Origin of the sequence: Streptomyces coryli (genome assembly GCF_011044975.1) — a bacterium.
Classification (GTDB): Bacteria; Actinomycetota; Actinomycetes; order Streptomycetales; family Streptomycetaceae; genus Streptomyces; species Streptomyces coryli.
Map to the genome: position 1 here is coordinate 1 of NZ_JAAKZV010000035.1, position 25,160 is coordinate 25,160.

26 protein-coding genes are annotated in these 25,160 nt (G+C 72.8%); 12 read left to right on the plus strand and 14 right to left on the minus strand.

The window, feature by feature from the left end; translation table 11 throughout:
* Positions 1 to 80: 80 nt before the first annotated feature.
* A complete protein-coding gene (locus G5C51_RS11100) occupies positions 81 to 1,325 on the plus strand; it encodes an MDR family MFS transporter (protein WP_240929562.1) in 1,245 nt (414 codons plus the stop codon).
* Here the strand turns inward: G5C51_RS11100 and G5C51_RS11105 are convergent.
* Positions 1,294 to 2,499, minus strand: coding sequence for a PucR-like N-terminal domain-containing protein (locus tag G5C51_RS11105; RefSeq protein ID WP_165235797.1), 1,206 nt, complete (start codon positions 2,497 to 2,499; stop codon positions 1,294 to 1,296). The genes G5C51_RS11100 and G5C51_RS11105 overlap by 32 nt on opposite strands.
* 180 nt (positions 2,500 to 2,679) lie before the next feature.
* On the opposite strand from G5C51_RS11105, the gene G5C51_RS11110 reads away from it, so the two are divergent.
* From G5C51_RS11110 to G5C51_RS11125, 4 genes are all read left to right on the plus strand, one after another.
* On the plus strand, positions 2,680 to 3,906 hold the full coding sequence (locus G5C51_RS11110) for a PucR-like N-terminal domain-containing protein (RefSeq protein ID WP_165235800.1): 1,227 nt from the start codon (positions 2,680 to 2,682) through the stop codon (positions 3,904 to 3,906).
* 118 nt (positions 3,907 to 4,024) lie between these two features.
* A complete protein-coding gene (locus G5C51_RS11115; protein WP_165235803.1) occupies positions 4,025 to 4,924 on the plus strand; it encodes a poly(ethylene terephthalate) hydrolase family protein in 900 nt (299 codons plus the stop codon).
* A 17-nt stretch (positions 4,925 to 4,941) separates the two neighbouring features.
* Positions 4,942 to 5,811: an NsdA family TPR-like regulatory protein gene (locus G5C51_RS11120; RefSeq protein ID WP_165235806.1), complete on the plus strand. Its 870-nt coding sequence runs from the start codon at positions 4,942 to 4,944 to the stop codon at positions 5,809 to 5,811.
* A 514-nt stretch (positions 5,812 to 6,325) separates the two neighbouring features.
* Complete coding sequence (locus tag G5C51_RS11125) at positions 6,326 to 7,234, plus strand: hypothetical protein (RefSeq protein WP_165235809.1); 909 nt, start codon at positions 6,326 to 6,328, stop codon at positions 7,232 to 7,234.
* A 78-nt stretch (positions 7,235 to 7,312) separates the two neighbouring features.
* On the opposite strand, the gene G5C51_RS11130 is transcribed toward G5C51_RS11125, so the two are convergent.
* The gene (locus G5C51_RS11130) at positions 7,313 to 7,996 is read right to left on the minus strand and encodes an HAD family hydrolase (protein WP_165235812.1); all 684 of its coding nucleotides are present in this window, start codon (positions 7,994 to 7,996) and stop codon (positions 7,313 to 7,315) included.
* Between the two features lie 137 nt (positions 7,997 to 8,133).
* Here G5C51_RS11130 and G5C51_RS11135 point away from each other — a divergent pair, with 137 nt between their 5' ends.
* Entirely contained in the window at positions 8,134 to 9,504 is a 1,371-nt protein-coding gene (locus G5C51_RS11135; protein ID WP_165235815.1) for an FUSC family protein, read from the plus strand.
* 67 nt (positions 9,505 to 9,571) lie between these two features.
* Entirely contained in the window at positions 9,572 to 10,609 is a 1,038-nt protein-coding gene (locus tag G5C51_RS11140; RefSeq protein ID WP_165235818.1) for a lactonase family protein, read from the plus strand.
* A gap of 45 nt (positions 10,610 to 10,654) precedes the next feature.
* On the opposite strand, the gene G5C51_RS11145 is transcribed toward G5C51_RS11140, so the two are convergent.
* The 6 genes from G5C51_RS11145 to G5C51_RS11170 all read right to left on the minus strand — a co-directional run bounded on the left by G5C51_RS11145 (position 10,655) and on the right by G5C51_RS11170 (position 16,039).
* Positions 10,655 to 11,554 (minus strand): sirohydrochlorin chelatase, encoded by a 900-nt coding sequence (locus tag G5C51_RS11145; protein ID WP_165235821.1) that lies wholly within the window; start codon positions 11,552 to 11,554, stop codon positions 10,655 to 10,657.
* Between the two features lie 110 nt (positions 11,555 to 11,664).
* Entirely contained in the window at positions 11,665 to 12,720 is a 1,056-nt protein-coding gene (locus tag G5C51_RS11150) for an N-acetylglucosamine kinase (RefSeq protein WP_338118097.1), read from the minus strand.
* Positions 12,707 to 13,576, minus strand: coding sequence for an LURP-one-related family protein (locus G5C51_RS11155; RefSeq protein ID WP_165235824.1), 870 nt, complete (start codon positions 13,574 to 13,576; stop codon positions 12,707 to 12,709). Before G5C51_RS11155 ends, G5C51_RS11150 begins: the two co-directional genes overlap by 14 nt.
* Before the next feature lie 10 nt (positions 13,577 to 13,586).
* Positions 13,587 to 14,264, minus strand: coding sequence for a uracil-DNA glycosylase (locus G5C51_RS11160; RefSeq protein WP_165235827.1), 678 nt, complete (start codon positions 14,262 to 14,264; stop codon positions 13,587 to 13,589).
* 18 nt (positions 14,265 to 14,282) lie between these two features.
* Positions 14,283 to 15,374: a WD40/YVTN/BNR-like repeat-containing protein gene (locus G5C51_RS11165; RefSeq protein ID WP_165235830.1), complete on the minus strand. Its 1,092-nt coding sequence runs from the start codon at positions 15,372 to 15,374 to the stop codon at positions 14,283 to 14,285.
* Positions 15,375 to 15,418: 44 nt separating this feature from the next.
* On the minus strand, positions 15,419 to 16,039 hold the full coding sequence (locus tag G5C51_RS11170) for a TetR/AcrR family transcriptional regulator (protein ID WP_165235833.1): 621 nt from the start codon (positions 16,037 to 16,039) through the stop codon (positions 15,419 to 15,421).
* 314 nt (positions 16,040 to 16,353) lie between these two features.
* Between G5C51_RS11170 and G5C51_RS11175 the strand changes: the two genes are divergently transcribed.
* Together G5C51_RS11175 and G5C51_RS11180 are read left to right on the plus strand one after the other, a co-directional pair.
* Positions 16,354 to 16,842 (plus strand): ribonuclease FAU-1 family protein, encoded by a 489-nt coding sequence (locus G5C51_RS11175; RefSeq protein ID WP_165235836.1) that lies wholly within the window; start codon positions 16,354 to 16,356, stop codon positions 16,840 to 16,842.
* 97 nt (positions 16,843 to 16,939) lie between these two features.
* Positions 16,940 to 17,452 (plus strand): hypothetical protein, encoded by a 513-nt coding sequence (locus tag G5C51_RS11180; RefSeq protein ID WP_165235839.1) that lies wholly within the window; start codon positions 16,940 to 16,942, stop codon positions 17,450 to 17,452.
* Between the two features lie 25 nt (positions 17,453 to 17,477).
* Here the strand turns inward: G5C51_RS11180 and G5C51_RS11185 are convergent, their stop codons facing one another.
* The 6 genes from G5C51_RS11185 to G5C51_RS11210 form a co-directional block, all read right to left on the minus strand.
* Complete coding sequence (locus G5C51_RS11185) at positions 17,478 to 18,170, minus strand: HAD family hydrolase (RefSeq protein WP_165235842.1); 693 nt, start codon at positions 18,168 to 18,170, stop codon at positions 17,478 to 17,480.
* Between the two features lie 10 nt (positions 18,171 to 18,180).
* Positions 18,181 to 18,843, minus strand: coding sequence for a phosphatase PAP2 family protein (locus G5C51_RS11190; RefSeq protein WP_165235844.1), 663 nt, complete (start codon positions 18,841 to 18,843; stop codon positions 18,181 to 18,183).
* Between the two features lie 29 nt (positions 18,844 to 18,872).
* The gene (locus G5C51_RS11195; protein WP_165235847.1) at positions 18,873 to 19,811 is read right to left on the minus strand and encodes a M56 family metallopeptidase; all 939 of its coding nucleotides are present in this window, start codon (positions 19,809 to 19,811) and stop codon (positions 18,873 to 18,875) included.
* Between the two features lie 73 nt (positions 19,812 to 19,884).
* Positions 19,885 to 20,430 (minus strand): DUF5134 domain-containing protein, encoded by a 546-nt coding sequence (locus tag G5C51_RS11200; protein ID WP_165235850.1) that lies wholly within the window; start codon positions 20,428 to 20,430, stop codon positions 19,885 to 19,887.
* Between the two features lie 117 nt (positions 20,431 to 20,547).
* Positions 20,548 to 20,931: a VOC family protein gene (locus G5C51_RS11205; RefSeq protein ID WP_165235853.1), complete on the minus strand. Its 384-nt coding sequence runs from the start codon at positions 20,929 to 20,931 to the stop codon at positions 20,548 to 20,550.
* 13 nt (positions 20,932 to 20,944) lie between these two features.
* Positions 20,945 to 21,628 carry a glycerophosphodiester phosphodiesterase family protein gene (locus tag G5C51_RS11210; protein ID WP_165235856.1) on the minus strand — a complete coding sequence of 228 codons (684 nt, stop codon included), beginning with the start codon at positions 21,626 to 21,628 and terminating at the stop codon, positions 20,945 to 20,947.
* 266 nt (positions 21,629 to 21,894) lie between these two features.
* Here G5C51_RS11210 and G5C51_RS11215 point away from each other — a divergent pair, with 266 nt between their 5' ends.
* Genes G5C51_RS11215 through G5C51_RS11225 form a run of 3 tightly spaced genes read left to right on the plus strand, consistent with a single transcriptional unit; the run spans position 21,895 to position 25,157 of the window.
* Positions 21,895 to 23,307 (plus strand): DUF6421 family protein, encoded by a 1,413-nt coding sequence (locus G5C51_RS11215; RefSeq protein ID WP_165235859.1) that lies wholly within the window; start codon positions 21,895 to 21,897, stop codon positions 23,305 to 23,307.
* A gap of 18 nt (positions 23,308 to 23,325) precedes the next feature.
* Positions 23,326 to 24,087: an SDR family NAD(P)-dependent oxidoreductase gene (locus G5C51_RS11220; protein ID WP_165235861.1), complete on the plus strand. Its 762-nt coding sequence runs from the start codon at positions 23,326 to 23,328 to the stop codon at positions 24,085 to 24,087.
* Entirely contained in the window at positions 24,066 to 25,157 is a 1,092-nt protein-coding gene (locus tag G5C51_RS11225; protein WP_165235864.1) for a beta-eliminating lyase-related protein, read from the plus strand. Before G5C51_RS11220 ends, G5C51_RS11225 begins: the two co-directional genes overlap by 22 nt.
* Positions 25,158 to 25,160 lie beyond the last annotated feature (3 nt).

Sequence of the window (25,160 nt, forward strand, 5' to 3'; positions counted from 1 at the left end):
GTCATCGCGGCCCCCAACGACCTCCCGACCCGCCCGGGCCCGCGATGACCGACGCGAAGCCCGCACTCACCACCCGCCCAATGACGCGCCTCGCCCGCGGCAGCCGCACCTGGCGCGACCTCTCCCCGCTCCTCCGCCTGCTCCTCCTCACCCAACTCGCCTTCAACATCGGCTTCTTCGCCGTCCTGCCCTTCCTGGCGGAGCACCTCGGCACCGCGATCGGCATGGCCGGCTGGCTCGTCGGGCTCGTTCTCGGGCTGCGGACCTTCAGTCAGCAGGGGCTCTTCGTCGTCGGCGGCGCGCTCACCGACCGCTACGGCGTGCGGCCCCTCGTCCTCGCCGGCTGCGTGCTGCGCATCGCCGGCTTCGTATGGCTCGGTTACGCGCGGGACACCGCCTCCATCATCGCCGCCGTCCTCCTCATCGGACTCGCCGCCGCCCTCTTCTCACCCGCCGTCGAGTCCGAAGTCGCCCGGCAGGCCGTGCTCTGGGAAGAGGCAGGACACGGCCCCCGCACCCGCGTCCTGGCACTCCTCTCCGTGGCCGGCCAGGCCGGCGCCTTCCTCGGCCCGCTGCTCGGTGCCTTGCTCCTCGCCGTGGACTTCCGCACCGCGTGCCTAGCCGGTGCCGGCATCTTCGTCCTCGTCCTCGCCGGGCACCTACGGCTGCTGCCGCAGCACATCCCCGGCCGCGAACGTATCCGCGCCCGCGGCGGCCTCCGCGAACTGCTCCGCAACGGCCGCTTCCTCGCGGTGTGCTGCGCCTACGGCGCGTACCTCCTGGCGTACAACCAGCTCTACCTGGCCCTCCCCGACGAGGTGCAGCGCGGCACCGGCTCGCAGGCGCCGCTGGCCTGGCTGTTCGCGCTCTCGTCGATCCTCGTCGTGACGGCCCAACTCCCGGTCACCCACTGGGCCGCACGCCGGCTCGACCTGCGCCGCTCCATGACGGCCGGGCTGCTGCTGATCTCCGCCGGCTTCGCCGCGGTGGCCGCCGCCCGCCCGGCCGGCTGGACCGGGATCGCCGGGCTGCTGCCCGCCGCCGTCTTCGTGGTACTGCTCACCGTCGGCCAGATGCTGGTCACCCCCGCCGCCCGCGCCTGGGTCCCCGAACTCGCCCCGGACGGCCGCATCGGCCTCTACACCGGCGCGCTGTCCTCGGTCGCCGGCCTCATCGTCCTGGCCGGCAGCGCCGCCACCGGCGCGCTCCTCGGCGGCACGCTCCCGGGGTGGCTGCCCTGGCTCGTCCTGGCCGCGCTACCGCTGGCCGCGGTGGGTCTGCTGCCGCGCCGCGTCACCCGTCGGGCGCCGTCAGCAGCCACGTGAGGACCAGCATCGTCTCCAGCCGGCCCGCGGCACCGGGCAGCGCGCCGCCGGTCAGCCGGTCGATCTGCCGGATCCGGTAGCGCACCGTCTGCTCGTGGACGAAGAGGCGCTTGGCGGTGATGACGGCGTTGTCGCCGCTGTCGAGGTACGCGAACAGCGTCTCCAGCAGCGGATCGCGCCGCCGCCGCGGCAGCGCGAGCAGCGGCCCCGCCGCCTCGGCGGCCGCGGAGCCGAGCAGCTCACCCGCCTCCGCGGCCGCCAGCCCGGCGAGGTGATCGACGCAGTACAGCGGCGCCGCGGCCGGCAGCCCGCCCCGCTGGATCAGCTGCACGGCACGGCGCGCCCAGCGCAGCGAGACCGTGCCCCGGCCGAGCGGCACCGCGGGCCCGACGGCGGCGCCGCGCGTCCGCAGCAGCCGGAACTGCCGGAACTGTCGCCGGGCCCTGGCCGGTTCCGGCGCCGGCAGCACGAGATAGGACGACTGCGGATGGTGATACGCCAGCACCTCCTGCGGCAGCACCGCGTCGACGGTCCGCGTGCCCGGCGGCAGCGCGACCACGGCGAGCGTCTCCGGCAGCGGCCACGCGGCCGCCTCCGCCAGCTCGGCCAGATCGCCCCGGCGCGCCGGGAAGTCCGCCACCAGCGCGTCGCGCAGCCGCGCCCGGTGCTGCTCCAGCTGCGGCACCGCGCCGCCGGCGGCCTCGTACCCGGCGACGGCCGCCGCGGTGGCGGTCTCGATCAGCGCGAAGGTGGACTCGATGAGCGCCTCGAGGGTGGCCTCCGGCCACCGGAAGCGGTACGCGTCCTTGATCAGCCGCCGCCGCGCCACCTGCCCGGCCAGGCCCAGCGCGGTGCGCAGCGTGCCCACCGGATGGCCCGCGTGTGCGTGCTGCCGCCCGATCCGCTCGTACAGCGCGGCGATGTCCGCCGCGGGCGCCGCGCCGTCCGTACCGGCCGGGTCCAGGTCCGCGAGGAAGTGCCGCACCGTGCGGTCGACGACCTCGCGGACGGCGAACTCGCGGGTGCGGTCGAACGCGTCGGCGTAGCCGGGCAGCCGGGCGGCGACCTCGGCCGCCATGTCCTCGACGGCCGCCGGCACATGCCGGCCGAGCAGCCTGCGCAGCTCGTGCGGGGGCGGTGCCGGGCCGTACGTCCGGTCCAGTGCCGTGGTCATGCGCTCTCCAGCCGAAGGCGGTACGGGCACCGGCGGCGTGCGGGCGGCCGGCGGCACGCCATACTGCGGCGGGTGCGGTGTGGGTGCCAGACGGCGGACCGGAGGACGGCCGAAGCTGTCATGATCCTGATAGCCGAGGCCTGAGCCGCTGCTCGTCAACTGCCAGGAAAGGAGCCCGTGTTGACCTCCTTTGCTTCCTCCGGCCTGCCGCTGCCGCGGTCGCCGTGGCGGGAACTGCCCGCGGCGCTCGCCCCGGTGCTCCGGTCCCGGATCGAGGAATCCACCACCGACATGGTGCAGGCCATCCGCCGGGAGATCGGCGGCTACCGGCACCCGGTGAGCTCCGCGGTCGGCCGGGACCTGACGGTCGCCGTGCGGGCGGCCGCCACCCAGTTCGCCGACTTGATCGAGGACCCCGACGCCCCGCAGGAGCACTACGCGGCGGCCTTCCGCAGGCTGGGCCGGCTCGAGTACGCCAACGGCCGCGCCCTCGACGACCTGCACGCCTCGTACCTCGTCGGGGCGCGGGTCGCCTGCCGCGGCTACGTGGCCGCGGCCCGCGCGGCCGGACTGCCGGGCGACATCGCCGTGCCCCTGAGCGAGGCCGTGCTCACCCACGTACACGCCATGGCCAGGGAATCGACCAGGGGCTACGAGGAGGCGCGGGCCCGCTCAGGGGACGAGGTGCAGCGCAACCGGCGGACGCTGGCCGGGCGGCTCCTGGAGCGCCGCCCCGACCCGGCCGGCGAACCCCTCGACCACCTCGCCCGCCGCGCGCGGTGGCCGCTGCCGCGGACCCTCGCCTGCGTCACCCTGCGCCCGGCGACCGAACTGCCGCCGGAACTCCCCGGCCTCGACGACGACATCCTCACCCTCTTCCGCGGCGGCGAACTGCACCTGATCGTGCCGGACATCACCGCCGCGGACGGCGCCCGCCTCGCCCGGCTGCGCACCACCGTGGACGGCAGGGGCGCGGTCCTCGGCCCGTCCGTCGCCCCGCAGCAGGCCTGGGTCTCCCTGCACTGCGCCCGACTCGCACTGCGGCGGCTGCAGCGGCCGGGGGACCCCCGACTGCTGGTCGCCGCGGACCACTTGGGCGAGCTGCACCTCCTCGGCGGCGCCCACGTCGGCAGGCTCCTCGCCGACCAGGTGCTCGCTCCGCTGGGGACGCTGCCGGAGGGTAAGGCGGAGCGGCTGGCCGACACCCTGGACGCGCTGCTGATGTCCGAGGGCCGCACCGCCCCCGAGGTCGCGGCCGCCCTCGGCATCCACGCGCAGACCGCGCGCAACCGGCTGCGGCAGCTCACCGCGCTGTTCGGCGACCGCCTGGCCGACCCCGGCTTCCGCCTGGACGCCCTGATCGCGCTGCGCACCAAGGCCGTGCTGCGCGCGACCGAACCGGCCTGACCCGGGCGTGAGCAGCGGCAACGCTCCGACGGGCGCAGCCCGCTGACAAACCGGCACCCGGATTTCGTCAGCCCGCCGAGCAGCGCTCCCACATGGCGGCCCCCGATGCTCAACGGCCATGAGACACCAACGCACCCGCACCGGAAAGCGATTCGGCATCCTGGCCGCGGCAACGGCACTCGCCGCCGCGGCCGTCGTCGTCCCGCAGTACGCCCAGGCCGGCCCGGACCAGCAGGCGGCGGCGGACGACTCGTACCAGCGCGGACCCGACCCCACCGAGCAGTCCATCACCGCTGAACGCGGCCCGTTCGCGGTGTCGCGGCAGGCCGTCGACGGCCCGGGCTTCAACCGGGGAACGGCCTACTACCCGACCGACACCAGCCAGGGCACCTTCGGCGCGGTGGTGGTGAGCCCCGGATTCCTGACGTCCGAATCACTCATCAGCTGGTACGGGCCGCGCTTCGCCTCCCAGGGATTCGTCGTCCTGACCCTGGAGACCGACAGCGTCACCGACCAACCGGACAGCAGGGCCCGGCAGATGCTCGCCGCCCTCGACTATCTCGCGACCAGCAGCGCCGTGAAGAACCGCATCGACCCCGGCCGGCTCGCCGTGATGGGCCACTCCATGGGCGGCGGCGGCTCCCTCAGAGCCTCCGAGCAGCGCCCCGCACTCCAGGCCGCGGTCCCGCTGATGCCGTGGGAGAACGACAAGACCTGGGAGAGCAACAGGGTTCCGACCCTGATCATGGGCGCCGAGAACGACCTCATCGCCTCGCCCGGCTCCCATTCCGAGCGCTTCTACGGAACGCTGACCTCGGCACCGGAGAAGGCGTATCTGGAGCTCAACGGCGCCGGGCACAATGTCGCGCTCAGCGCGAACACGACCATCGCGAAGTACGGCATCGCCTGGCTCAAGCGGTTCGTGGACGACGACACCCGCTACGAGAAGTTCCTCTGCCCGGCGCCCCGCCCCGACGGCAACATCAACGAATACCGCGACACCTGCCCCACCGGGTAGCCGTGTTCAATGGCCGGGTGAGCAGATCCACGTGGCACCCGGCCCCGCACGAGGTGCTACGTACCACCGGGCGGCTGATCGCGGTCGACGCCGCCGAGGGGGCGACGGCGGCGCTGCCCGCGGCGCGGGCGGCGGTGCGGCGGATGCCGCGCTACGGCGGCGGCTCCGATCTGGCCGCCGCGCTCGCCGAGCTGTACGAGGTCGTCGGCTGGATCCTCTTCGACGCGGGACGCCACCGCCCGGCGCGGAGCTTCAACGCCCACGCGTACGACCTCGCGCGGCGCAGCGGCGACCGCTGGACGGGACGGCTCGTGCTGCTCAACCACAGCATGCTGCTCGCGCACCTGGGCCGGCCCCGCGCCGCCTTCGAGACCGCCGGCCGGGTGCGCGGCCCGCGCCCGCTGCCCGCCCGCGTGGACAGCCTCGTCCTCGTCCGGCAGGCGCACGCGGCCGCGCTGCGACGCGGCGACCGGGAGGCGCGGACGCTCATCTCCCGCGCCCGCAGCCGCTTTCTGGACGGCGGCTCGCGACACGACCCGGCCTGGGCCTGGTGGGTCGACGAGCCGGAGCTGATCGGCCACCATGGCTGGGTGCTGGCGCGGCTGGGCGCGTACGACCGGGCGATCCCGCTGCTGCACCGGGCGGCGACGGCCCCGGGCCCTTCATACCGGCACCTCTTCACGGCGCAGCTCCTCGCGGCCCTGGCCGGGGCCGGGGCGTGGCGGGACGCGGAGGCGCTGATCACGGCGACCGCGCCCGGCGCCGGCCGGATCAGCTCCGCCCGCACGACGGCGCAACTGCGGCGCACGGCCGCACACTTGCGCACGGGCCCACGGGTGCCCGCCGCGCTGCGGGACGCCGCGGTGTTCCTGCTCGAGTCGCTCTGAAATTCCCCCGGCGGAAGGGAGAGTTCCGCCGGGGGAGAGAATTTCGCTTGGGCTATTTGCCGGTTTTGCGGGTGGCGGAACCCCCTGGCGAATGCTGGCGAATAGTTGCCCAGCGCTGGCGATGGGCTGAATACACAGCACACTCGTTCACGACCAACTGCCCGGTTACGCAGGCAAGGATCGCCGTCTCCATGTCTGCGGGGCAGGGCCTGCTGTCGGCTGGGCAGCTTCCCTGCGAGTTGTGAGGAGACCGGCGCGCATTCCGGCCACCGTGGCGCGCTGACCTGCAATGAACACAATATTAGGCGAGGCGGGTGCCCAGTACGTTGCCGGAGTCGCAGTCGCGGCCACCATTGCTGCGGCCGGCCTTCTGCGTGCGGCCTGGCGCCGCCGGCGTGACCGTCGCGCCAAGGAACGTGTGTAAGGCCCCGGAGCGTACTGACCATTCCGAGAAGGAAGTTCATACATCGATGACCCAGCATTTGTCGTCCATCGGACGACGGAAAGCGTCGTCATGAAGACGACATCCAAGGAACACCGAGGTCCCGAGAATGACCGGGAATTAGCGTGGGGCCACTTGTTCACTCCGCACGAGTCGGCGAACCCCGAACTCGCGCAAGTGGGGTTCTACAGGCCTACTGGCGAGCTAAGCGATATTGCTCAGCGGTTCGACCGCGTCGTCATGGCCGTCGAGGCCTACGAGAGCGAGGACACCAGCACGACCGTATGTGAGACAGACCTGCTCGCCGCGCTCCTGGCCATCCGCAAGCTCAGAGACAAGCTCGTCACCGACGAGACGAGTCTGATCGCCGCAGCCCGAAGGAAGCGCATAACCTGGGCCCGCATCGGCCAGGCACTTGAGTTGCGCAGTCGCCAGGCAGCCGAGCGGCGCTACCTCCAGTTGCGTTCGGACGCCAACGAACTCACTCAGGCGGAACGTGTCGAGTTTGCCCGCGCCCAGCGGCAACGGCAGCACGAACGGTCATGGGCCGGGCGCCATGCGGACACCATCCGCCGACTGGCCCAGCAGTTGGCGGCCCTCCCTGATCTTCAGGAGCGGGCCGATCGCTCGCCGTACGCCAAGCGGATCAACGAGGACGCAGTCCAGAAGGCCCTGCATGCCGGCCGGCCGAGACCGGAAGTCGTCCGCATGCAATGGCCGGTGCAGCTACGGGAGACCCTTCGGCAGGATGCTCAGCATCGCGAAGCGACCAAGGATATCGACCCCCACGACCTTGTCGCCCGGCGTCTCAAGGCCGGAAACGAAACCAATCACGCGCATCGCCTGCTGGGTCTTGTCGGCTATGCCGTGGCGCCGGAGACCGCTGATCTCCGAGATCAGCCCGAGTTGGTCGCCGCCATCACCGCGCTGTATACCGACGCCGGCGAGGTGGCTCCCCGCAAAACTCCGCCAAGCGACTAGCTGAATGGTTCGCGCCGCACCCGGGTTGGTGACGTCCGGGTGCGGCTCTGCGGTCGGTGGGCCAGCGCTGGCCTCTGACTACTTCCGTACGATCCAGTCGAAGGCCCGCTGCGCGTCGAACTCGCGCTGACCGCCGCGGAAGAGCAGATCCGCCGAAGCCACCAGCGGATCGTCCGCCTGGGCCGGCAGATACGGCACCGCGATGCACCGCATCCCGGCCCGCCGGGCGGCCTCGACCCCCGGCGGCGCGTCCTCGACGACCACGCAGTCGGCCGGGCGGGTGCCGAGCAGCCGGGCGGCGGCGAGGAAGACGTCCGGGGCCGGCTTGCCGTGCGTGACTTCCTCCGCGGAGACGATCGTGGTCAGTACGGAGTCCAGCCCCGCACCCGGCAGCACCGCCTCGATCGCCGGGCGGGAGGAGCCGGAGGCGACGGCCATGGGGTTGCCGTTGGCCTGCAGCATCTCGGCCAGCTTGTGCATCTGCGGGAAGGCGTCGGTGTGCGCGGCGGCGAGCTCCAGGTAAGCGGCGTTCTTCAGGTCCAGCAGCTCGTCCACCGGGGCGTCGATGCCGTGCCGCTGGCGGAGCACCTCGAGGGTCTCCCGGGTCCCGATGCCGATGAACTCGGCGTGGTCCTCCCATGTGAAGTCCGGCACACCGAACTGTTGCAGCACCCGCTTCCCGGCCTCGTAGTAGTTCGGCTCGCTGTCGACCAGAGTGCCGTCCAGATCGAAGATGACGGCCACAGGGGTGGAGGTGCTCATGCGATCAAGCATGCCAACCCTCGGGCAAGCGCGCGGAACGGGCTGCTCTGATCGATTTGGCGGCGCGTGGCTGCAGATGCTTTCCTCCTTGCGTATCACTATGCGGACAGCTCCCCGAGGGCGGGAGCGAGGGAGGTATGCGCGTGGGACGGAAGTGGTTCGCCGCTGACCCCGGACGGCTGCGGTTGCGTACCGCGGCGCGTGCCGTGCTCGGCGTCGGTCTCGCCGTCGCTGCCGCATACGCCGCCGGGCTGCCGCTGCCCGCGATGATCACCGGCGGGCTCGCCGCGCTGCTCGCGCTCTTCACGGTGGCCGATCCGACCGTACGGGCCCAGGCGCTGACGACCGCGCTGCTGCCGGTGGCCGGGCTGCCCGTGCTCGCCGCCGCGACGGCGCTGCACGACCTTCCGCTGGTACGGGACGCCGTCTTCCTGGCCGTGGTGCTGGGCGGGGCGTACGCGCGCCGCTGGGGCCCGCGCGGGCACGCGGTCGGGATCTTCGCGTTCATGATGTTCTTCGTGGTGCAGTTCCTGCGGGCGGGCACCGGGCAGCTGGCCCAGATCGCCGCCGCCGTGCTGCTGGGCCTTGCGATGGCCGCCGCGGTGCGCTTCGGCGCCTGGTGCATCGAGCGGCGCACGCCGCCGCCCGCCGCGGTCGCGGCGGCCGCGGGGCGCGGGCTCGCTCGGGTCACGACGCGGCAGGCGCTGCAGGTGACGGCGGCCTGCGCGATCGCGATGGCGGTCGGGCACGCGGTCTCCTCGGACCGCTGGTACTGGGCCGTCGGCACCGCCTGGTGGGTCTTCGTGAACACCGCCTCCCGCGGCGAGACCCTGGTCCGCGGCTTCCGCCGGGTGCTCGGCACGCTGGTCGGCATCGCCGCCGGGCTCGCGGTCGCGGTGCCGATCGAGGGCGCGCCGGTGCCGAGCGCCGTGGTCGTCGCGGCGTGCGTCTTCGGGATCTTCTACACGGCCGCGGTCTCGTACAGCTGGATGATGTTCTTCGTGACCGTGATGGTCGGCGTGCTGTACGGCCTGATCGGCGTGCTGTCGCCCGCGCTGCTGGCGCTGCGCGCGGAGCAGACCGCGGTCGGCGCGCTGGCGGCGGCGTTCGCGGTGGCGGCGGTGCTGCCCGTCACGACGCACGGGCAGACGGACGCGTGGGTGCGGCGGGCGCTGGAGTGCGTGCACGCCTGCACGGATGCCGCGGCGCGGCGGCTCGGCGGGGGAGCGGCGGATCCCGGCGCGCACCTGGCCGAGTTCGAGCTGCACCTGGCCAAGGTCAGGGCCTCGCTCGCCCCGCTGCTGCACCCGCTGAACCCCTTCGCCGCCCGCAAGGCCCGCGCCCGCCTGATCCTCGACCTGCTGGACGAGTGCGCGGCGGGCCTGCGCGGCGTCGTATCGGCGGACGCCGACCACGAGACGCACCACGAGCGGGTACGGACGGCGCTGTCCCGCCTCCACGCCCCGCTCGAGGCCGCGCCGAAAGCGCCTTACGTGTCGGCGGCCTGAGGGACGTAAGAGCCGATCAGCTAGGGTCGCGCGCATCACGCCCCCTCGGAGAGGACGGATCGCCACCATGGCCGGAGGCCGGCAGCTCGCCCACATCGGCTCGTTCACGTCCGAGGGAGGCGCCGGGGTCATCACCGCCGGCTTCGACCCGCGTACGGGCGCGCTGACGCCGCTGTCGGCCACGGACGCCGTCTCCGATCCGTCCTTCCTCGCCGCCGACGCCCCGTCCGGCATGCTTTACGCCGTCAGCGAGGGGGAGGAGGGGGCGGCCGCCGCCTTCCGTATCCGGGCGGACGGGCTGGAGCCCGTCGGCTCTCCGGTGCCCGTCGGCGGCTCCGGGCCGACCCATCTCGCGCTGGCCGCCGGGCACCTGCACACCGCGAACTACGTCTCCGGCAGCGTCAGCACCCTTCCCCTGGCCGCCGACGGCTCGCTGACCGGCGCCACGAGTTTGCTGCGGCACACCGGCTCAGGGCCGAACGCCGACCGCCAGGAGGGCCCGCACGCGCACCAGGTGCAGCCCGACCCGTCCGGCCGCTGGATCGTGAGCGTCGACCTCGGCACGGACGAGGTGCGGGTGTGCGCGCTCAATGACGGCGCCCTCGACGTACACGCCGCGACCCGGCTGCGCCCCGGCAGCGGACCGCGGCACCTGGTCTTCCACCCCCGCGGGCACCGCGCCTACGTGCTGCACGAGCTCACCCCGGCGGTCACCGTCTGCCGCTGGGACGCCGACCGCGGCGAGCTCGAGCCGCTGCGCGAGACCGGCATCCTGCCCGCCGGCGCCGAGGGCGGCACGGCGTACGGATCCGGGATCGTGATCTCGCCCGACGGGCGGCTGCTGTGGACCGCGATCCGCGGCCACGACAGCATCAGCACGCTGACCCTCGACGACGCCGGCGACGCACCGGAGCTGACCGCCAACGCGCCCTGCGGCGGCCGCTGGCCGCGCGACCTCGCGATCGACCCGGCGGGGACGCATATGTACGCGGCGAACCAGCACTCCGGCGACGTGGTGTGGTTCGACGTGGACGAGCGCACGGGTGAGCTGACGCGGGCGGGCTCGATCGCGGCACCGGCCGCCTCGTGCGTTGTCTTCAGCTGAGCGGACCCCCGCCCTTCCTGCGAAGAGCGGGGGTCCGGAACAGGCTCAGCGCTGGGTCACCGGCTGCGGCTGGATCCCGAGCAGGTTGGAGTACTGCGCGATGACGAGCTTGCCCACCGACGGGTAGGCGGCCAGCGGCTCGGCCATCGGGCAGGCGGCCTCGCGCGCCGCCGCCTCGAGCAGCCCGGCCGGGAGCTCGGGGCCGATCACGTACGGCGCGAGGGCCAGCTGTGTGGACCCCGACGTGCGCAGCTGCTCGGCGGTGCGGGCCACCGCGCCCGGCGCGTCCAGCGCCGTGGCGATGACCGGCACCGCGAGCCGGGCCGACAGCAGCATGCCGGTGATGCCCGCGGACTGCACCGCCTCTTCGCCCCCCGCGGCCGCGAGGATGATGCCGTCCGCCGCGGTGGCGACGGTGAACAGCCGCGCCCGGTCCGCGCGCGCCAGGCCCGCCTCGGACAGGCGCACATGCACCGCCTCGGCGAGCAGCGGGTGCGGGCCGAGGACGTCGGTCAGCTCGGCGGGCACCCGGCTGTCCGCGATGGCCTGCTGGACGCGCCGTACGAGCGCCGCGTCCGGGCCCGCGAGCAGCGGCACCACGACGGCCACCGGGCCCTCGGGTGCGGGGCGGCCGAGCGCCTCGGCGCGCGCCGCGCGCTCCGCGCCCGCGGCGGCGAGCACGGCGTGCAGCGCCGGGAAGTCGTCGTCGGCGCCGTCGAGGTAGCCGACCCGGGCGTCCAGGCCCGGCAGCTCGGACCGCGCTATCGAGACGGTCTCCTCGGCCAGGCTGCGGACGGCGGTGTCCGGGGTGCCGGGGACAGCCAGCACCAGCGCCGGGGCGCCATCGGGGGCGACCACGGGCTCCGGCTTGCGGTGCCGTCCCGGCTGCCGGGGGCGGGGCATTCGTACGGGCAGGCCGTGTTCGGGGCCAGCGGCAGAGCTCATGGGGCCGCATGCTAATGCCTCATGGTGACCCTCCGCAGTGGCGGGGTTGGTGGGACCGGATACGTCCGTATTTCTCCTGCTGTTGACCGGGCGCGGATCGCGACGGACCGTCACCCGGCGTGGTCGTGCGCGCCCTCTGCGACGTGCAGCATTCCGCCCTGGTCGACGGGAAGCCGCAGCTCGTCGGCGGCGAGGGCCCGGGCGATACGGACCGAGCCGTCGAGCGGGTCGCCGGCGGCCGCCGCGATGTCCGCCTCGGGGAGCACCTCGTGCAGGCGGGCGTGCAGCGGGTCCAGGAGGGGTGCGCCGATACGGAACAGGCCGCCGGTCAGCGCGACCGAACTCCCGCGCTCGCGCGGGCAGACGGCCGCCGCAGCGGCGGCGATGTGCCGGGCCGCCTCGCGCAGGATGTCCGCCGCCACCTCGTCGGTCTCCGCGCAGGCGGCGACCTCGGGCGCGAAGGAGGCGAGCACCGCGGGCCGGTCGGGACGCGGGTAGAGCTGCCCCGGCATCGCGGGCGCGGATCCGAAGACGGCCGCCAGCCGCTCCAGCAGCGCCGCGGAACCGCCGTCACGCCCGTCGTGCGCCCTCATCGCCGCTTCGAGTCCGGCGCGGCCGATCCACGCACCGCCGCCGCAGTCGCCGAGCAAGTGGCCCCAGCCGTCCGCCCGTTTCCAGCCGGACTCGTCCAGCGCCGTGCCCACCGCGATCATTCCGGTGCCGGCCGCGACCACGGCGCCCGGGCGCTGCCCGAGGGCGCCCGCATACGCGGTCACGCCGTCGGCCGCGAGCGCCAAGCGCCGCACGCCCAGCGCCCGGTGCAGCATCCCGGGGAGCCGGGCGCGCAGGTCGTCGCCGAGCGAGGCCATGCCGGCGGCGCCGACGCAGGCGGCGGTCACATCGCCGGGGCCGGCGTCCGCCTCGCTGAGGAGCTTCTCCGCGAGCGGGAGGACCTGCTCCAGCAGGCTGTCCGCGTCGATGCCGGACGGGCCGGTGACGGCGGGGGAGCGGGATTCCGCGGTACGGGCGGCGCCCGGCCCGCCGGAGTCCGCTCCGCCCGCGCTCGCCCCGGCCGCCGCGCGCGTCAGCGCGACCCGTACCCCCGAGCCGCCGGAGTCGACCGCCAGCACCCAGCGGCCCGCGGCTGCTCGGTCACCCGAAGCCACGGGAGTCCTGCTTCAGCGCGGTGTCGACGGTGAGGGCGGCGGCCACGACGAGGCTCAGCAGCGGGTCGGTGAGCTGGCGGTGGATCTGCAGCACGTAGTTGTCGGCCGTTGTGAACATCGTCTTGGCGAGGCCCTCCCAGGTCTTGGTGATCCGGGCGACCTCGGTGTCGGTGTGGTCGACGATCGCGAAGTTCCAGGCCCGCCAGTTCTCGGCCTTGATCGCGCCGATCTGCTGACCATTCACCATAAAGCCGAAGTTGATCTTGCCGATGGCGTTCTGCTGCACGATCTCGCCGACGGTCTGCCCGTCGGGCCGCTGCACGATCACCTTGGACTTGATGAACTTCGCCGGCCGGGTCAGCGTCAGATGCACCTGCCCGTGCGCGTCGCGCACCTCCAGCTTGTGGGTCATGAACTGATCCACGCTGGCCATGAAGCGCACGGCCTTCTTCAAGGTGCTCTGCCCGACCTGCACCACCGAGCCGATGGTGTTGCCCGCCTGGTCGAAGACGCTGTACTCATTCGTCATCTCGATCAGCTTGGCCTTCTGGTTCACCACCAGAACGGGCTCGGAGAACAGCGTCCCGCCGCCGTGCTGCGCCGGCCCGACCCCGGCCTGCTGCTGCACCTGGCGCTGCACCTTGGCCTGCTCCTGCACGCGCTGTTGCTGCTGCGCGTACTGGTACTGCTGATATTCCTGCGACTGCTGCTGCTGGGGTATCTGCCCGGGAGCGCCCTGCCCCTGCCCGGGGTGGGTGTTCTCCGTCCACTGCTGACCGTCCCACCAGCGCAGGAGATTCGGCGTGCCATGCGGGTCCGGATACCAGCCCGCCGGTGTATTCGTAGGCGTACTCATGCCGTGCAGGTTATGGCAGCCGCCAGTCCACGGGCTCGGCCCCCTGCTCCTGGAGCAGCCCGTTCGCCCGGCTGAAGGGCCGCGAGCCGAAGAAACCCCGGTCCGCCGACATCGGCGACGGATGCGAGGACTCGATCGCCGGCACGCCCCCGAGCAGCGGCCGCAGATTCCGGGCGTCGCGGCCCCAGAGGATCGCCACCAGCGGGCGGCCGCGGGCTGCCAGCGCCCGGATCGCCTGCTCCGTGACCTCCTCCCAGCCCTTGCCGCGATGCGCCGCCGGACTCCGCGGCGCGGTGGTCAGCGCCCGGTTCAGCAGCAGCACGCCCTGCCGCGTCCACGGCGTGAGGTCGCCGTTCGACGGCCGCGGCAGGCCCAGGTCGGTGTGCAGCTCCCGGTAGATGTTCTCCAGGCTGCCGGGCAGCGGCGCCACCTCGGGCGCGACCGCGAAGCTCAGGCCGATCGCATGCCCCGGCGTCGGATACGGATCCTGGCCGACGATCAGCACCCGCACATCGTCGAAGGGCTGCTGGAACGCGCGCAGCACATTCGGTCCCGCGGGCAGATACGTCCGCCCCGCCGCCAGCTCGGCGCGCAGGAAGTCGCCCATCGAGGCGACCCGCCCGGCGACCGGCTCCAGCGCCTTCGCCCAGCCCGGTTCGACGATTTCATTGAGAGGTCGTGCAGCCACGGTCGGCCACTCTAGCCCTCAGTCGATGGCCACCGCCCGCACGCACAGCACATCCGGCAGATGCGCGGCCAGTTGCTGCCAGCTCTCCCCGTCGTCCACGCTGGCGAACACCTCGCCATTGCGGTTGCCGAAATACACCCCTGCGGGGTCGGCGTCGTCCGTACACAGCGCGTCCCGCAACACCGTGCCGTAATGCGCCTCTTGGGGCAGCCCCGCGCTCAGCGCCTCCCAGCTCGCGCCGGCGTCCTGGGTGCGGTACACCCGGCATCTGTTCTCCGCCGGGACCCGGTCCTCGTCGGCGGTGATGGGGAAGAGGTACGCCACATCGCCGCGGTGCGGATGCGCCGCCACCCCGAAGCCGAAGGTGGACGGCAGCCCGGCGCCGATGTCCTGCCAGCTGCCGCCGGCGTCATCGCTGCGATAGACACCCCAGTGGTTCTGCAGATACAGCCGGTCCGGGTCCGCCGCGTCCTGCGCCACCTTGTGCACGCACTGGCCGAACTCCGGGAACTGGCTGCCCTCCGGCAGGAACACCGCCTGCACCCCGGAGTTGGACGGCGCCCAGCTCTTCCCGCCGTCCGCCGTCCGGAACACCCCGGCCGTGGACACGGCGACCAGCACCGCATCGGCGTCCCGCGGGTCCGTCACCACCGTGTGCAGCCCGAGCCCGCCACCGCCCGGCACCCACTTCTCCCGCGACGGGTGCTCCCACAGCTCGCGCACCAGCTCATATGTCTCGCCGCCGTCCTCGGACTTGAACAGCCCGCCCGGCTCCGTACCCGCATAGACCACCCCCGGCGCCTCGGGGCCGGCCGGCCGCAGCTGCCACACCCGCTCCAGCGAAGCCCCGGTGTCCTGCGGATACTTCACCGGTGGCTGCTTCGGCTCCTGCCACGAGGCGCCCAAGTCGTCGGACCAGAAGACGGACGGGCCCCAGTGCGCGCTGTCGCCGCCGGCGAGAATGCGCGGCGCCGCGCCCCGCTTGTCGATCCCGACCGAATAGATCGCCTGGGCGTTGAACTGCGGCTCGCCGAATTCCCACGAGCCGCCCCGGCGCCTGCCGATGAAGAGCCCCTTACGCGTACCCACCGCGAGCAGTGCGTCCGACATGTCCTGCCACCTCCGAGACACCCTTGTCCGTCAGCCGATGTGAGCTACGTGACATCCTGCACCCCGGCACTGACATCGGGCGGGAAACCGAGCTCGGCGCCCAGTCCGTACCGCTGGAAGAGCTCCCCGCGCAGCCGCGCCATCGGCATCGGCGCCCCCGGCAGCAGCCCCGCGAAGACCGCGCCCATCAGCAGCGCGCGCAGCATCGGATAGTCGGTGTCGACGTCGTCGGAGCCGTACCGCCGCACGGTGTCGCGCAGGATCGCCGCCAGCCGCTGCTGCTCCTCGCATTTGATGAAGCCGTCCGCGAGGAGGATGCCCGCCATGTGCTGCCGCATCAGTACGGGCCGGTCCTTCGCCAGGCCCAAGATCGCGTCGATGGCCCGGGCCAGCCGTTCCTTGCCGTCCTCGGTCACGGGCTCGCGGGCGAGCGCCTCGCTCAGCGTCAGGTGCATCAGCCGGTGCACGGCGGACTGCAGCAGCTGCCGTTTCCCCGGGAAGTAGTACGAGATCAGTCCGCGCGCGGAGCCGGCCCGGTCGGCGATGTCGCCCAGGGTGGTGGCCTCATAGCCGCGCTCGTCGACAAGCTCGACGGCCGCCTGCAGCAGTCGCTCCCTGGAACGCCGCCGCAACTCTTCGTTGACCGAGGCGCTGCGCGGGGACATGCTTAACTCCTGCGTTGACTGGCTGATAGCCAGTATACTCTCTGTGGCTTCGGGGACCGGTGTGGCAGATGATGCCCTGCCGGTGTCCCGATTTCTCCCTTCGGGTTCCGGCGACGCGGGGGATCGCCGGAACCCGAAGGCGGGCTCCGAGAATTTCTTCAGCACGTGGGAACGCGTCACCGCACCCACCCGTTGGACAAATCGAGGCCCCGCGTTCCCCCGTCGCGGGGCCTCACCAATGCTCCCACCGGCGCGCCGGTCCGGAGCGGAAATGCGGTGGCGGCTCCGGCGCTGTGCGAGCCACGCTGGGGCACATGCTCACTCCTGGCACGGACGTGAAGGTCCGTCTCGTCAAACACCCCCGCAAGGACGTCCGCTACCCGGCCACGGTCGTCGCCGACGACGGCACCCGCGTCGTCGTCCGCGCCCCCTGGGCCGGGCCGCCCGTACGCGACTTCGGCTTCGTCCGCTTCGAGAGCGGCGACGTCTTCACCGAGCACTTCTGGCGCGACCGCTGGTACGCGGTCAAGGAGGTCCGGGCCGCCGACGGCACCCTGAAGGGCTGGTACTGCGACGTCACCCGCCCCGCCGTGGTCGAGAACGGCACCCTCACCATCGAGGACCTCGACCTGGACCTGTGGCGGTCCGCCGACGGCGCTACGGTGCTCCGCCTCGACGAGGACGAGTTCGAGGAGAGCGGCCTCGCCGAGCGTGACCCGGACGCGGCGGCGCGGGCCGGGCGGGCGCTGGACGAGCTGGAGCGGCTGGCGCGCGACGGAGGGTTCGAGACGCTCCTGTCTTGATTCGGAACCCTCCTGTCTTGACAGGTCCACGCCCGCGCTTTCAGGGTGTAGTTCTCGCGCCGACGGGGGATGCCGGCGCTGAACTCAGGGGGAATCCATGTCAGTTGCGGTCTGCTCGCTCCTGTGGGACAAGGCGCGGAACGGCGCCCAGAAGATCGACTACGACGACGACGGCTACCACCTCGTCCGCTTCCCGTTCGACGCGGAAACCGAGTCCCTGGACGCCTGGGACATGCACGACCCGTCCCACGGCGGCGGCTCGAACTACCCCGACGCCCGCTCCGGGCTGATCTGGCCGAGCCACGACGGCTGGGGCTACGTCTCCGCGCTCATCTTCTGGGATCCGACCAACGACGCGAGCGAATACCGGCTCCGCTTCGTCCGCGACCCGCTGAACCTCGCCACCGGCTACGACTCCACCGCCACCACCGATTTCACCCGCACCGGCGGCGGCCAGTTCCGGTCCCACACCTGGCAGATGCAGGTCCACAAGGGCGTACCACTGGGCCTGAAGATCTCCGCCCGCGGCGCCGGCGACGCGAAGATACCGGTGCCGATCAAGCACGCCCAGTTCAAGCTGTCGATCCAGACGGACGTCATCACGCCGTAGCGACAGCCGGCCGGCGGCGGCCGGCTCAGCCCGCCAGCTGCAGCACGGGGCGCAGCCCCTCCGGGCGCTGCGCCACCGGCAGATGGTCGACGGGCAGATAGCCGCAGCCCACCGCCTCGGCCCCGCCGTCGGCGCGCCGGTCGTCGCCGACCATCAGCACGCTCTCCGGCTCCAGGCCGAGCTCGGCGCAGGCGATCCGGAACAGCCGCGGGTCGGGCTTCTGGACGCCGTGCTCGTACGACAGCACGCAGGCGTCCACCGCGTCCGCGACGCCGTGCGCCCGCAGCACCGGCCGCAGATCCCAGCCGATGTTGCTCAGCACGCCCACCCGCACGCCCCGGCCCCGCAGCTCGGTCAGCACCTCCGCGGTGTCGGGGTACGGCGCCCAGGCGGCGGGCGTCATGTGCCGGTCGTAGATGGCGTCATGGACATCCCACGGGAGCGCCGCCTCGCGCGACAGGCCCGTGTAGGCGGCCCGGTGCCGCTCGGGGTCGATGTCCCGGGTCTCCCACAGCTCGGCGAGGTGCTCGGGCATCCGCTGCGGCATGGTCCCGCCGGGCAGCCCGCCCGCCGCGTCCAGCCGCTCGGCCCACGCGGCCAGCTCGCCCTCGGCCACCTCGATGCCCCGCTCCCGCAGCACCGCGCTCAGGGCGCTGACCGCGGACTCGATACGGAAGATGGTCCCGGAAAAGTCGAAGAGCACACCTTTGATCGCCATGCCCGCGATCCTACGACCCGCTCCTGACACGCTCGTAAAACGCGGCCGAACCCAGCACGACGGCCGCGCCCATCAGCCAGCCGCCCACCACGTCGCTCGGCCAGTGCACCCCCAGCCACACCCGTGTGAAGCCGACCCCGGCCACCGACACCGCGGCCACCACCCAGGCCGCGACCTGCCACCCGCCGGACGCCCCGTACCGCCGCAGCAGCCAGACCACCAGACCGAGCGTCACCACCGCCGACATCGCATGCCCGGACGGATACGCCGCGTAATGCGCCGAGTCGACCGGATCGGGCCAGCGCGGCCGGTCCCGGCCCACGGCCGCCTTCATGCCCTGCTGCACGATCACGCCGGCCATCGTGCCGCCCGCGATCACCCCGGCGAGCAGCCGCTCGCGCCGCCACAGCAGCCAGCCGACCAGCGCCACCGTCAGCAACCGCATCGTCCACGGGTCCCACACCCAGTCGGTCAGGATGCGGTTCGCGTGCGTGACGTCCGGCTCGTCCACCGCGGGCCCGTGCAGCCCCTCGGCCGCCCACCGGTCGAAGTCCAGCAGCGGACCCCAGCCGAGCGCCACCAGCGCCAGCAACAGCACGGAGAGCGCGGCCAGTACGGACAGAGCCAGGCCCCCGCGGGTACGGGAGCGGACCGGGTCGGACGTGAGCGTCATGCGGAAGATCCTCGCTCACGAGGCCGCCGCTACGCCAGCGTGCTGAGTCCCGGTACGAACGCCACCAGCAGCGGGACCGCCGGCACCAGCGCCGCGCACGCGGTCATCCGCAGCCGCCGCCCCGGCGTCAGCCGCGGCCCGGGGGCCAGCAGCCGGTCGACGCGCTGCGGCACCTGCGCCAGCTGCGGCGGGCAGGGGCCGAAGACGCCGCGGTCCTCGTTGAGTTCCAGCAGCGCGGTGGCGAACGTCATCCGCCCGAAGCGCCGCGACGCGGCATCGTCAGCGGCCAGCTCGCACAGCCGGTGCACCTGGTCGCGGAAGGCGGCGAAGACCGGGATCTGCGGGAAGCCGTTCGCGAGCGCGCCCGCGCAGTACAGCAGCCAGTGGTGCCGGGCCCGCGAATGCCCCTGCTCATGCGCGAGTACGGCATCGAGCTGGCGCTTGCGCAGCCGGCGCAGCGCCCCGGTGGTGATAACCAGACGCGGCGTCGTGCCGCCCGGCAGCCACCAGGCGTCAGGGCGGTCGCCCTCCAGCACCACGAGCCGGTCGCCGCTCGGCTCCTCGCCGGGCAACAGCGGCGCGCGGACCAGCAGTTCGGCGCGCCGCCTGCGGCGTACGGACCGGTCGTGGCGCACCTCGCGTACGAAGGCCACCGCGGTCCAGGCGCCGCCCGCGGCCAGCAGCGCGGCCAGCGCGGCGGACCAGGAGCCGCCGGAGCCGAGCCCGTACGCCTCGACGACGCCGTGCGGCGCGGGTGCGAAGACGCCGCTGCGCACGCGCTCCCAGGCGGAGGCGGCGCTGAGCGCCATCGCTAGGGCGCAGCACAGCAGCACGGCGGCGACCGCGCACTGCCAAGCCCACAGTGCGAGCACCGGCTCCCGGTCCGGCCAGGAGGCGCGCCCGAGCAGGCTGGGCGTCGCCACCGCCACGACGGCGGCGAGCAGCAACAGCGCCATTGCGATCACCATGCCCCCAGCCTATGGAGGGCGACTACCCACCGGTACCGGCGGGAGCACGAAGTGACCGACACCACCCCGCGCCTTACATCGTCAGCAACATGGCAAACATCCCGATACCCATGCTGACCCGGCATCCCGCCACCAGCTCCGGCCGCTGCGTCCACGCGGTCCCGCCGGTCGCGCGACCGCCGCCCGCGACGACCAGTCGGCCGCCGCCGCGCAGCACATAGAGGAGGTAGTACGCCAGCAGCACCCCGGTCACCAGCGGCAGCCCGGCCGGGGCGCCGTGGCCCGCATGGCCGCCGGTCGCGGCCATGGCGAGCCCCATGTAGACCATGGCCAGCGCCCCGATCAGATGGTGCAGATGCCCCGCGGCATGCCGGAGCGGCAGCACGGCACGCACGGCGGCGGCACCGAAGACGGCGGCGAGCGCGAGACCGCCCCAGCGGCCGGTGTCGAGCGCGGACGCCGGCACCGCCATCGCCGCCATCCCGAGACCCATCAGCGCGTCCCCGGCGGCGGCCCGGCGCTGCGCGGGCGGCGCGGTGCGGACGCGGAGCAGGCAGTACGCGCCGACCGCGGCGCTCAGCGCCACGAGCAGCCAGCCGGCGAGCGGCGGTCCGTGCATGGCCCAGGCCCCCTTGGCATCCGGCTGCGGGTACGGCCGGACCATGCCCGGGCGGGCGGCCGCACACGCGAGCGCATGGGCGCAAAGGGGTCGCGCGCGGGCGCGAAAAAGTGGGGATCAGGGGCGATAGCGCAGCGGATGGTCCTCGGGGACCTCGACAACGGCGATCTTCACGCCGTCCGGATCGGAGAGCCACATCTCGATCAGCCCCCACGGCTCCCTGCGCGGCTCGCGCAGCACCTCGGCGCCGGCCGCGGTCAGTTCGCGGTGTGCGGCCGCCGCGTCCGGCACCTGCATCCACAGCTGCAGCCCAGGCGCGGGCGGCTGCTCGGAGCGGCCGGAGACCTCCAGGAAGCCGCCCCCGAGGAAGTAGACGGTGCCGCGCTCCGGGCCCGTACCGAACTCGCGGTAGACGGCGAGCCCCAGCGTCTCGCCGTAGAAGCGCCGCGACCGCTCCGGGTCGGTGGGCCGTAGCAGGACGCGGCCGCTGAGAACCTGCATCGCGGGCGCCCCCTCAGGCCGTGTAGCGGGCCGTGCGCTTGATCTCGGGGAAGTCGGTCACCACGCCCTGCAGGCCGAGGCCGCGGGCGAGCTTGAGCTGGTCGGGGGTGTTGACGGTCCAGGCGATGACGGCGAGGTCGGCCTCGTGCGCCTTCTCCACCAGCTCCAGGGTGAGGCGGCGCAGGTTCAGCGACAGCATGTACGCGCCGACGGCCTTGGCGCGGTCGACGACGTCGTGCCCGTACCGGCTGGCGACCAGGACCGTGCGCAGCCGCGGGATCAGCTTCTTGATCTCGTCGATCGCCTCGTCGTGGAAGGACAGCACCTCCACGCGGTCCACCAGATCCCGGCGCTCCAGCACCTCGGCGAGCGAGCGGGCCGCCGCGACGTCCTTGATCTCCGCCTGCAGCGGCGCCTCGACCGCGTCCACGACCTCCTCGAAGACCGGGATCCGCTCGCCGTCGCCGGCGTCCAGCTCGCGCAGTTCGTCCAGGGTGAAGTCGGCGATCGCGCCCTGGCCGTCGGTCGTGCGGTCCACCTCGGTGTCGTGCATGATCACGAGGTGGCCGTCCTTGCTGAGGTGCAGGTCGAGCTCGACGCGGTCCATGCCCTCCCGGTCGGCGCGGACGAACGAGCGGAGGGTGTTCTCCGGCTCGATGCCCATCAATCCGCGGTGTCCAATGGTCACAAACGACACAGCACTCTCCGCTTCCGTCGGGGGCGGCTCACGTCTCCCGGATCGCCGAAAGCCTAGGCCATGGGGAAGAGATCCAACCCAGCCGTGCACTGGTCTGTGGGCGTGTCCGCGCACGGCGCTGACGTCGCGCGGCCAACCCGGGGCTACCGGAAGAAATGCGGCTGTGCGGCTTGATCGCAGCAGATTTTGCGGCGACCCCCCTTGAGAGTGATCGTCATACATGGATACGGTGGGAGCACGAGAGGTTCTCCGCGGAGGAGTCGGTGATGACGGAAATTTTTGCTCAGGACGTAGCGGAAGGCGGCGTTCTGCCTGCCGAGCGCGTTGTCGACCGGCCCGCGTGGGCCGCGCTGAAGGCTGCCGTGGAGGAGATCCGCCCCTGGCAGTCCAAGGACGGCTCCATCGACTTCGACGCCGAGGGCGCACCTGCCCGGGCCACCGCGGACGACGCCCTGGGCCGTGTGGTCGCGGCCGTGGAGGAGCTGGCCCCGCTGCTGCCGCACGACCAGGCGTATCACCGCGCGCTCGTCGCGGACTTGCGGCGCTGGGCGGAGGGCGGCTTCGCGGTCCCCGACTTCCTCGACTCGCTGCTCGCCTTCCAGCCCGCCGAGCAGCGTGCGGACGGCCTGCAGCACCTCGTCGTCTTCCCGATGTACACCCAGAACGGCAACCCGGACCGTAACCTCGAGGCGGTCGTGATCCGCGTTGTCTGGCCGGACTGGCTGGCCGAGCTGGAGCGCACCCGTTACGACAACCCGCTCTTCCTCGGCATCACTTTCGAGGACTTCACTTCGGGCTACGACACGAACTCCGCCGTGCTCTTCCCGGAGACCATCGCGATGCGCGAGGCACCCGAACGGTTCAGCTGGGGCGCCATCTTCTGCGACCGCGAGGCGGCCCGCTTCCGCCGCGTCATCAAGTCCGCCGTGGACGTCACCGGCCTGCAGCTCCCCGAGGACGCGCAGGGCCTGCTGGACGACCAGGAGCGGGCGCAGATGACCTTCGTGCTCTGGGACATGGTCCACGACCGCACCCACAGCCACGGCGACCTGCCGTTCGACCCGTTCATGATCAAGCAGCGGCAGCCCTTCTGGATGTACGGCATCGAGGAGCTGCGCTGCGACCTCACCGCCTTCCACGAGGCCGGCAAGCTCTACGAGGACGGCTTCGCGCAGGGCCGCGACGTGCAGTACGCGGTGCTGATGGACCGCCTCTTCCGCTTCCCGGTCACCGGCGAGCGCAACCGCAACTACGACGGCCTCGGCGGCCAGCTGCTCTTCGCGTACCTGCACAAGCACGACGCGCTGCGCTGGACGGACAACAAGCTGTCGATCGACTGGGACCTGGCCCGCGAGGTCACCGGGCGGCTCCGTACGGAGATCGAGACGCTCTACCGTGAGGGCATCGACCGGCCCAAGCTCGTCCACTGGTTCAAGGCGTACGACCTCGTCTCGACCTACCTCGCCCCGCACCCCGGCTCGGTGTGGGCCAAGGGCCCGGACGCGCTCGACCTGTCGCAGCCGCCGCGCAAGCTGGTCGACGACGTGCTCCCGGACGAGTTCCCGCTGAGCATGTTCTACGAGGCCCTCGCCAAGAAGCTCCGCAAGGTGATCGCCTCGACCAAGGGCATCACGGCCAAGAGCGAGGCCGCGGACGACACCGTCGCCGCGGCCGCCTGACGGAAGAACGGACAAGCAATGAGCACCTCGGGGAACGACACGGACGGCGCCCTCAAGGGGGCCGTCATCGCGGTGGCCGGCGCCGGCGGCCCCGCCGGGAGCGCGGCGCTGCGGCGGCTGGCGGCCGCGGGCGCCACGGTGGTGGGCGCCGACGCCGACACGGAGCGGCTGAACGACGCGGTCAAGGCCGCCAGCGGCCTCGGCGGCTTCGTCTACGGCGAGCAGGTCGACCTGCTCGACCCGGAGGCCACCCGCGACTGGGCGGAGCGGATCGAGAAGGACCACGGCCGCGTCGACGGCCTGGTGCACCTCGTCGGCGGCTGGCGCGGCTCGAAGTCCTTCGCCGAGACCGACCTCGCCGACTGGGACGTGCTGCACAAGCTGCTCATCCAGACCGTGCAGCACACGTCGCTGGCCTTCCAGGAGCCGCTGCAGCGCAGCGGCGGCCGCGGCCGGTACGTGCTCATCTCCGCCGCCGGCGCCTCGAAGCCCACCTCGGGCAATGCCGCCTACGCCGCGTCCAAGGCCGCCGCCGAAGCCTGGACACTCGCGCTCGGGCACGCCTTCAAGAAGGCCGGGGGCGATGGCCCGCCGCCCGCCGCGGCTGTCATCCTGGTGGTGAAGGCGCTGGTCAATGACGCGATGCGAGCCGCCGAGCCGGAGCGGAAGTTCCCCGGCTTCACGCACGTGGCAGAGCTCGCGGACGAGATCGCCGGTGTCTACGCCCGTCCCGTCGAGGAAGTGAACGGAACCCGCCAGTGGCTCACACCCCAGCCGTAGACCCCACGAAGACCGACGCCAAGCGGCGGCACAACCCGGACGCGCGCGCCTTCGCCAGCGACAACTACGCGGGCGTGCACCCGGAGATCCTCGCCGCCATCGCCCTCGCCAACGGCGGCCATCAGGTCTCCTACGGCGAGGACGAGTACACCGACGCGCTGCAGCAGATCTTCCGCAGCCACTTCGGCCCGTACGCCACGGCCTATCCGGTCTTCAACGGCACCGGCGCCAACGTGGTCGCCCTCCAGGCGGTCACCGAGCGCTGGGGCGCCGTCATCTGCGCCGACAGCGCGCACATCCACGTGGACGAGTGCGGGGCGCCCGAGCGGGTCGGCGGGCTGAAGCTGCTCACCGTCCCGACCCCGGACGGCAAGCTCACCCCCGAGCTGATCGACCGCGAGGCGCGCGGCTGGGACGACGAGCACCGGGCGATGCCGCAGGTCGTGTCGATCACCCAGTCCACCGAGCTGGGCACGTGCTACACGGTCGACGAGATCAAGGCCATCTGCGACCACGCCCACGAGCGCGGCATGAAGGTGCACCTCGACGGCGCCCGGATAGCCAACGCCGCCGCCACCCTCGACGTCCCGATGCGAGCGTTCACCAACGTGGCGGGCGTCGACATCCTGTCCTTCGGCGGCACCAAGAACGGGATGATGATGGGCGAGGCCGTCGTCGTCCTGAACCCGGACGCGGTCGGCGCGATGAAGCACCTGCGCAAGCTGTCCATGCAGCTGGCGTCCAAGATGCGCTTCATCTCGGCGCAGTTCGAGGCGCTGCTGGCGAAGGACCTGTGGCTGCGCAACGCCCAGCACTCCAACGCGATGGCCAAGCGGCTCGCGGCGGGCGCCCGGGCCATCGACGGGGTCGAGATCCTCTACCCCGTTCAGGCGAACGGCGTCTTCGCCCGGCTCCCGCACGACGTCACCGAGCGGCTGCAGAAGCAGTTCCGCTTCTACTTCTGGGACGAGGCGGCCGGCGACGTCCGCTGGATGTGCTCGTACGACACCCGGCCCGAGGATGTCGACGCCTTCGTCGAGGCCCTGGCCGAGGAGATGGCCAGGGCCTGAGGC

Excerpts from the sequence above, each read along its gene's own strand:
- G5C51_RS11100 (WP_240929562.1), top strand. The coding sequence starts at position 81 with ATGACGCGCCTCGCCCGCGGCAGCCGCACCTGGCGCGACCTCTCCCCG.
- G5C51_RS11105 (WP_165235797.1), bottom strand. The coding sequence starts at position 2,499 with ATGACCACGGCACTGGACCGGACGTACGGCCCGGCACCGCCCCCGCAC.
- G5C51_RS11115 (WP_165235803.1), top strand. The coding sequence starts at position 4,025 with ATGAGACACCAACGCACCCGCACCGGAAAGCGATTCGGCATCCTGGCC.
- G5C51_RS11125 (WP_165235809.1), top strand. The coding sequence starts at position 6,326 with ATGAAGACGACATCCAAGGAACACCGAGGTCCCGAGAATGACCGGGAA.
- G5C51_RS11130 (WP_165235812.1), bottom strand. The coding sequence starts at position 7,996 with ATGAGCACCTCCACCCCTGTGGCCGTCATCTTCGATCTGGACGGCACT.
- G5C51_RS11135 (WP_165235815.1), top strand. The coding sequence starts at position 8,134 with ATGCGCGTGGGACGGAAGTGGTTCGCCGCTGACCCCGGACGGCTGCGG.
- G5C51_RS11140 (WP_165235818.1), top strand. The coding sequence starts at position 9,572 with ATGGCCGGAGGCCGGCAGCTCGCCCACATCGGCTCGTTCACGTCCGAG.
- G5C51_RS11145 (WP_165235821.1), bottom strand. The coding sequence starts at position 11,554 with ATGAGCTCTGCCGCTGGCCCCGAACACGGCCTGCCCGTACGAATGCCC.
- G5C51_RS11155 (WP_165235824.1), bottom strand. The coding sequence starts at position 13,576 with ATGAGTACGCCTACGAATACACCGGCGGGCTGGTATCCGGACCCGCAT.
- G5C51_RS11165 (WP_165235830.1), bottom strand. The coding sequence starts at position 15,374 with ATGTCGGACGCACTGCTCGCGGTGGGTACGCGTAAGGGGCTCTTCATC.
- G5C51_RS11170 (WP_165235833.1), bottom strand. The coding sequence starts at position 16,039 with ATGTCCCCGCGCAGCGCCTCGGTCAACGAAGAGTTGCGGCGGCGTTCC.
- G5C51_RS11175 (WP_165235836.1), top strand. The coding sequence starts at position 16,354 with ATGCTCACTCCTGGCACGGACGTGAAGGTCCGTCTCGTCAAACACCCC.
- G5C51_RS11180 (WP_165235839.1), top strand. The coding sequence starts at position 16,940 with ATGTCAGTTGCGGTCTGCTCGCTCCTGTGGGACAAGGCGCGGAACGGC.
- G5C51_RS11185 (WP_165235842.1), bottom strand. The coding sequence starts at position 18,170 with ATGGCGATCAAAGGTGTGCTCTTCGACTTTTCCGGGACCATCTTCCGT.
- G5C51_RS11190 (WP_165235844.1), bottom strand. The coding sequence starts at position 18,843 with ATGACGCTCACGTCCGACCCGGTCCGCTCCCGTACCCGCGGGGGCCTG.
- G5C51_RS11195 (WP_165235847.1), bottom strand. The coding sequence starts at position 19,811 with ATGGTGATCGCAATGGCGCTGTTGCTGCTCGCCGCCGTCGTGGCGGTG.
- G5C51_RS11200 (WP_165235850.1), bottom strand. The coding sequence starts at position 20,430 with ATGCACGGACCGCCGCTCGCCGGCTGGCTGCTCGTGGCGCTGAGCGCC.
- G5C51_RS11205 (WP_165235853.1), bottom strand. The coding sequence starts at position 20,931 with ATGCAGGTTCTCAGCGGCCGCGTCCTGCTACGGCCCACCGACCCGGAG.
- G5C51_RS11215 (WP_165235859.1), top strand. The coding sequence starts at position 21,895 with ATGACGGAAATTTTTGCTCAGGACGTAGCGGAAGGCGGCGTTCTGCCT.
- G5C51_RS11220 (WP_165235861.1), top strand. The coding sequence starts at position 23,326 with ATGAGCACCTCGGGGAACGACACGGACGGCGCCCTCAAGGGGGCCGTC.